General features: G+C 31.7%; 5 protein-coding genes. All 5 read left to right on the forward strand.

Features of this window, described 5'->3' with window-relative positions:
- Nucleotides 1–1,279: argininosuccinate lyase (argH, locus tag ACMUOV_RS02990; RefSeq protein WP_413853567.1), on the forward strand; the 1,279-nt coding region annotated here is incomplete at its 5' end.
- Complete coding sequence (locus ACMUOV_RS02995) at nucleotides 1,279–2,415, forward strand: TolC family protein (protein WP_413853568.1); 1,137 nt, start codon at nucleotides 1,279–1,281, stop codon at nucleotides 2,413–2,415. The genes argH and ACMUOV_RS02995, both read left to right, overlap by 1 nt.
- A 21-nt stretch (nucleotides 2,416–2,436) precedes the next feature.
- On the forward strand, nucleotides 2,437–3,681 hold the full coding sequence (locus ACMUOV_RS03000) for a M48 family metallopeptidase (protein WP_413853569.1): 1,245 nt from the start codon (nucleotides 2,437–2,439) through the stop codon (nucleotides 3,679–3,681).
- 2 nt (nucleotides 3,682–3,683) lie between these two features.
- Nucleotides 3,684–4,712, forward strand: a complete 1,029-nt coding sequence (locus ACMUOV_RS03005; RefSeq protein WP_413853570.1) for a M42 family metallopeptidase — start codon at nucleotides 3,684–3,686, stop codon at nucleotides 4,710–4,712.
- Between the two features lie 47 nt (nucleotides 4,713–4,759).
- Nucleotides 4,760–7,104 (forward strand): alpha-glucan family phosphorylase (gene glgP, locus ACMUOV_RS03010; protein ID WP_413853571.1); only part of this gene is annotated, 2,345 nt, incomplete at its 3' end.

The following is a 7,104-nucleotide window of genomic DNA, read 5'->3' on the forward strand; positions in this document are numbered from 1 at the left end:
AGTAGATATTGAAGGTTCAATTGCACATGTGCAAATGTTAATAAAAACAAAAATTATACCTGCTTCCGACGGTAAAAAAATTATTGCAGGATTAAAATCAATATTGAAAGATTTGTCAAAAGGTTGGACTCTTCCGGTTGAAGAAGATATTCATTTTGCAATAGAAAAAGAACTTATAAGAAGAATCGGTGCTATCGGCGGTAAAATGCATACCGCAAGAAGCAGAAACGATCAGGTAGCAACGGATTTACGGCTTTATATAAGAAAAGAAATTTTGACAATATTTGATATGTTGAATGCTTTTCAAAATGTTCTTGTTGAAAAAGCCGAAAAAAATATTGATGTTATAATGCCCGGATATACTCATTTACAGCCGGCACAACCTATAATTGCTTCTCATCATTTACTTGCTTATGCTTGGATGATACAAAGAGATAAAGAAAGAATTATAGATTGCTTAAAAAGAACAAATATTATGCCGCTTGGAAGTGCCGCACTTGCGGGAACATCATTTAAGATAGACAGAAATTATACAGCAAAGTTGTTGGAATTTTTCAGACCTTGCGAAAATTCTTTGGACGGTGTAAGTGACAGGGATTTTTGTGCGGAATTCATTTTTGATTTGTCTTTAATTTCCGTCCATTTGTCTAAACTTGCCGAAGAAATTATTACTTGGTCATCGGTAGAATTTAATTTTATACATATAGACGATAAATTTACATCCGGTTCATCAATTATGCCGCAAAAAAGAAACCCGGATACCGCCGAGGTTATAAGGGGAAAAACAGGAAGAGTTTTCGGCGATTTAACGGCAATGCTTACAATAATGAAAGGGCTTCCAATTGCATACAACAGGGATTTACAGGAAGATAAACCGCCTGTTTTTGATGCGACAGACACCGTTAAATTGTGCTTGGAAGTTATTACCGATATTATGGCATCACTTGAATTTAAAAAAGACAGAACTTTAAAAAGTACCGAAAAAGGTTTTTTACAGGCAACAGAAATTGCAGATTATCTTGCAAGAAAAAATATTCCTTTTAGAACCGCACACGGAATAGTTCAAAAAATTGTTCACTATTGTATAGATAATAACAAAACATTGGATAAGCTTTCAATTGCCGAATATCAAAAATTTTCAAAAGAAATAGAAAAAGATTTATATAAATTCATAGATGTTAAAAATATTGTTAATGCAAAAACTTCTTATGGCGGAACTTCTAAAAAATCAATATTAAAACAAATATCGGATTTAAAAATCTTGATTAGGAAAAAATAATGAAAAAATTGATTGTTTTATTATTGCTGTTTTTAAGTTTACCTTTGTTTGCACAAAAAACGGAAAGAATTTTAAATATAGAAGAATGTGTTAAACTTGCATTGAATATAAACCAAGATGTTTTAATTGCAAAAGAGGCGGTGTTTTTTGCAGAACAAAGGGTAAGTGAAGCAAGAGCTTTATATTATCCTACGTTGGACTTAAACTTTAACTTATCAAGATTCAGTAACGATGTTTCAACATTGATAAATTCAAATTACTTGCCTGCAACAATTTTATTACCCGAAGGAAACAGAGACTATTTTTATTCAACAAAAATTGCATTATGGCAAAGTATTTATAACGGAGGAAAAACTGTAGCAACGAACAGACTTGCAAAAATTCAGTACGAAAAAGCACAAACAAATTCCGAAATTAAAAAAAATGAAGTGACCGCACAGGTAAAAACACAATTTTATAAAAATATAGCATTAAAAGAAAAAATAGATATTTATAAAAAATATTTGGAAAAGAATAAAAATGAAACATTACAAAATCAACTCGATATACTCAAACATCAATATGAACTTGAAACATTGGAGCTTTTGTCTTTAATAGGTTTGGAACTTGATACCGTAATTGATATTGAAGGTGAAATTAAAATTGAAAAGTTAAATTTGAATTTACAGCAATGTATTTTATGGGCATATCAATTTCGTCCTGAGATAAAAACAACACAGTATCAGGAAAGTATAGATAATATCGGTGTCAACTTAATAAATATGGAAAAACTTCCTACTGTTATGTTCGGCGCTTCTTATGATTGGTTAGGTGATGATATGGACCATTGGGAACGGGATTGGTATATTTCTTTAAATGTAAATGTTCCTTTATTTGAAGGCGGTGCCATGTTTGCAAGGTTAAAACAAAAGAAAATAAAAGCAAGACAAACAACAATAGAAAGAGCCAAAATGGAAGATAAAATTAAGTTGGAAGTCAGAAAGGCATTTAGCGAATATAATTTTTGGTATAATAAACTTATAAAAACAGAAGAAATAAAATCAAATAATGTTGATAATGATATTTTAAAAGCGGATATAAAATATAATTATGTAAAAAGTTTAATAGAATTGTGGAAAGTTATAGGAAAAAAATAAATTAATTGAGGGAAATTTTTTGTGGATATTTATTTAGTGATTATTATTTTGTTTTTAACGGTTTCTTTTACGGTAAGTTTTTTTTCGGATTATCTTAATGTAAAAAATATATCAACCGAACTTCCTAAAGAATTTGAGGGTTATTACGATAACGAAAAATATAAGAAATCTCAAAATTATTTAAAAGATAAAACAAATCTTTCTTTTTTTAATTCAACATTAATTTTAATAGTAGAAATCCTTTTTATCTTGTTTGGCGGGTTTAATTATATAGATAATATTGCAAGGAGTTTCGGCTTCGGGGAAATAATAACGGGTTTAATTTTTATTTCAATATTGATGTTATTGTTTAATATTATGGAAATACCGTTTTCCGTTTATGATACTTTTGTTATAGAAGAAAAATATTCATTTAACAGAACAACGGTTAAAACATTTATAACGGATATTTTAAAATCAATATTATTGTTTGCGGTAATAGGGTTGCCTTTAATTGCCGTTATACTTTTATTTTTTATTAAATTTGAAAGTCTTGCATGGCTTTATGCCGCAGTTTGTGCCATTTTGTTTGAACTTATAATAACATTTATTGCTCCGGTTTTAATAATGCCGTTGTTTAATAAATATGAGCCGTTGGAAGACGGTGAACTTAAAACCGAACTTGAAAATTATGCAAAACGGGAAAATTTTAAAATGAAAGGGCTTTATAAAATGGACGGTTCAAAAAGGTCAACAAAAACAAATGCTTTTTTTACGGGTTTTGGAAAATTCAGAAGAATAGTTCTTTTTGATACTTTAATTGCAAAACATACAAAAGAAGAACTGGTTTCGGTTTTAGCACATGAAATGGGGCATTACAAAAAAGGACACATAAATAAATTTATGTTGATGTCTTTTATAAATACATTTTTGATGTTTTTTATTTTGTCTTTTTTTATAAACAATCAAAATTTATTTGCCGCTTTTAAAATGGAGCATTTATCCGTATATGCTTCACTTGTTTTTTTCGGTTTTTTATATATTCCCATATCAATGTTTTTATCGGTAATACAAAATATTATTTCAAGAAAATATGAATACGAAGCCGACAGATATTCCGTTACAACTTATAAACATCCGCAAGAAATGATAGAAGCACTAAAAAAATTATCTGTTGACAATTTAAGTAATTTAACTCCGCATAAGATTAAAGTTTTTTTGGAGTATTCTCATCCGCCGGTATTAGATAGAATAAAAGCAATAAAAAATATAAAAACAGAGGAATAATTATGGACAAATTATTGAAAGAACTTTTGGTTGCACCTGGTATTTCCGGGTATGAAGAAGATGTTGCCGCCATTATGAAAAGAGAATTGAAAAAAACTTGCGACAGTGTAAAAATTGATAATTTCGGAAATGTAATTGCAAAAAAAGGCAAAGGTTCAAAAAAAATAATGATAGCCGCTCACATGGATGAAATAGGTTTTGTAGTAAAACATATAAGTGATGACGGCTTTATATATTTTATTAAGGTCGGCGGAATTGCCGATACGGTATTACTCGGGCAAAGGGTTGTAATAAAGGCAAAATCCGGTGATATTTGCGGTATTATAGGTTCAAAACCTCCTCACTTGCAAACAGCAGAAGAAAGAAAAAAACTTGTTACTTATGACAATATGTTTATAGATATCGGTTGTTCCTCAAAAGAGGAAGTTTTAAAGAAAGTGGAAATCGGTGACCAAATTATTTTTGAACCTAATGCAGGTGTTTTAAACGGTGATGTTTATTACGGAAAAGCAATCGATAACAGAGCAGGTTGTTATGAAATGTTAAAAATTATGGAAAAAATTAATGTCGATGCCGAAGTATATGCGGTTGCAACCGCACAGGAAGAAGTCGGCTTAAAAGGTGCAAGAACTTCTTCTTTTGCAATTGATCCGGATTTTGCATTGATACTTGATACAAATGTTGCAGGCGATGTTCCCGGAATAGAAAAAAAAGTTTGTTCTTTAAAAATCGGCAGCGGCATAGGCATTACAATGATAGAAGCATCCGGAAGGGGAACTATAGTAAATAACAAGGTACGAAGACTTATGATAGATACAGCCAAAGAAAATAAAATAAAGCACCAAATAGATATTGTAGACGGAGGAATGACAGACGGTGCCGTTGTTTATATGAACAGGTCGGGGATTTTAACGGGAATTTTAAGTATTCCTACAAGGTATTTACATGCGGCAACTTCCGTTTTTAATATCAAGGATTTACAATGCGGTGTTGACTTATCTTTAAAAGTAATTGAAAAAATAGTAAAATAACATAAATTGTCAATAAATCGCAAAACGATTTTTTAATGGAGAAAAATATGATTAAAGAAAAAAATTTATTCAATGAAGATCAGGAAACAATTTCGTTTGAAAAGGCCAACAGTTTTATCGTTATGCCGGCACTTCCGGATAAATTAAAACCAATTCTTGATATTGTTGATAATTTATGGTGGTGTTGGAACAGTGATGCCATAGAATTGTTTAAAAGAATGAATGTTGATATTTGGGAAGAAACATATCATAATCCTAAAGCAATGTTAGGTTTAATAAGTCAGGAAAGATTGGAAGAACTTTCAAACGATACAAGTTTTATCTCACACATGGAAATGGTAAAAAGCGATTTGGATAAATATATGAGTATGCAAACCTGGTTTGATACAACTTTTCCCGAACATAAAGATAAAAAAATAGCATATTTTTCCACGGAATTTGCAATACACGAAAGTTTGCCTATTTATTCCGGCGGGCTCGGTGTATTATCCGGCGATCATTTAAAATCCGCAAGTGATATGGGGCTTCCTTTGGTCGGTATAGGTTTACTTTACAGAAACGGATATTTTAAACAATATTTAACAAATGACGGTTGGCAAATGGAAGAATACAATATGAACCATTTTTTCCGTATGCCTATGGAATTGTTAAGAAATTCCGACGGAACATCTTTAACAGTAACGGTTTCTTTACCGGATTCGCCGGTTGTTTATGCAAGGGTTTGGAAAGTTCAGGTAGGAAGAGTTTCTTTGTATTTACTTGATACGGACTATCATAAAAATTCACTTAAAGACAGAACAATAACCGGTGAATTATACGGCGGTGACAGAGAAAACAGAATTAAACAGGAATTCATATTGGGTGTCGGCGGCATGAAAGTTTTGGAAGCATTAAATATTAACCCGTCGGCAATTCACATAAATGAAGGGCATTCCGCATTTTTATTAATTGAAAAAATAAGAAGTTTAATGGCTAAAGGTTTATCATTTAAACAGGCACAACAAATGGTAAAATCAACATGTGTATTTACAACACATACACCTGTTCCTGCAGGAAATGAAGTTTTTACATCGGATTTGGTTTCAAAATATTTTGAAAAATTATATAAGGAAATCGGCTTAAGCAAAGAAGAATTTTTAAATTTAGGTAAAGATTTAAAATCGCAAAATGTAAACAAAGATTTTTCAATGACTGTTCTTGCTCTTAAAGCTTGCGGGCATGCAAACGGTGTCAGCAGACTGCATGCAACAGTATCAAGAAAGATGTGGCAAAATATATGGCCGGATCTTCCCAGGAAAGAAATTCCAATAACACACATTACTAACGGTATTCACACAAATACTTGGCTTTCTTACGATTTTGCAAACTTATTTCAAAGATACATGGGTAATATGTGGATTGAAGAACCGGAAAACCAAAATATCTGGAAAAGAATTGCAACAATTCCCGATGCCGAACTTTGGAGAAGCCATGAAAGAAGAAAAGAACGTCTCGTTTCTTTTGCAAGACAGCGTCTTAAAAACCAATTGGCAAGAAGAGGTTTATCAAAACAGGTTATATCGTATGCCGATGAAGTTTTGGACCCGGAGGCATTAACCATAGGTTTTGCAAGAAGGTTTGCAACATATAAAAGAGGCAATTTAATTTTCAGAAATATGGAAAGAATAAAAAAGATTTTGCTTGATAAAGAAAAACCGGTTCAAATAATAATTGCCGGAAAAGCACATCCGAAAGACGATAAAGGTAAGGAAATTATAAAATCCATTGTTCGTTTGGCTTCAGACCCGGAAATTATGTTTAAAGTTGTTTTTCTTGAAGATTACGATGTAAATGTTGCACATTATATGGTGCAGGGTGTTGATGTTTGGTTAAACAATCCATTAAGACCGGAAGAAGCATCCGGAACAAGCGGAATGAAAGCTGCAGTTAACGGAGTTTTAAATTTCAGTATTTTAGACGGATGGTGGTGCGAAGGTTATAACGGCGAAAACGGCTGGAGAATAGGCACAACCGATACTTATACGGATTTGGAATATCAAAACGAAGTTGAAAGCAGGTCTTTATACGAAGTATTGGAAAAAGAAATAGTTCCTCTCTTTTATGACAGAGGGGTTGATAATTTACCAAGGGGCTGGATACAAAAAATGAAACTTTGTATGCAAACGATATGCCCTATGTTTAACACGAACAGAATGATTGAGGAATATACAAGAAAATTTTATGTTCCTTCAATTATTGAGACGGAAAAAATGCAAAACAATAATTTTGAAATTGCAAGAAATAAAGCGGCATGGCAGCAAAACCTTGAAAATAACTGGAACAGAATAAACATAGCAAGTATGGAAGATAATTTAAAAAGGCAAACCACCGAAATAAAAAATGTTATGAAAAT

Source organism: Candidatus Ruminimicrobium bovinum (assembly GCF_902760015.1).
GTDB lineage: Bacteria > Elusimicrobiota > Endomicrobiia > Endomicrobiales > Endomicrobiaceae > Ruminimicrobium > Ruminimicrobium bovinum.

What these genes read in the sequence shown, in the direction of transcription:
- ACMUOV_RS03005 (WP_413853570.1), top strand. Translation starts at nt 3,684, where the DNA reads ATGGACAAATTATTGAAAGAACTTTTGGTTGCACCTGGTATTTCCGGG.
- ACMUOV_RS02995 (WP_413853568.1), top strand. Translation starts at nt 1,279, where the DNA reads ATGAAAAAATTGATTGTTTTATTATTGCTGTTTTTAAGTTTACCTTTG.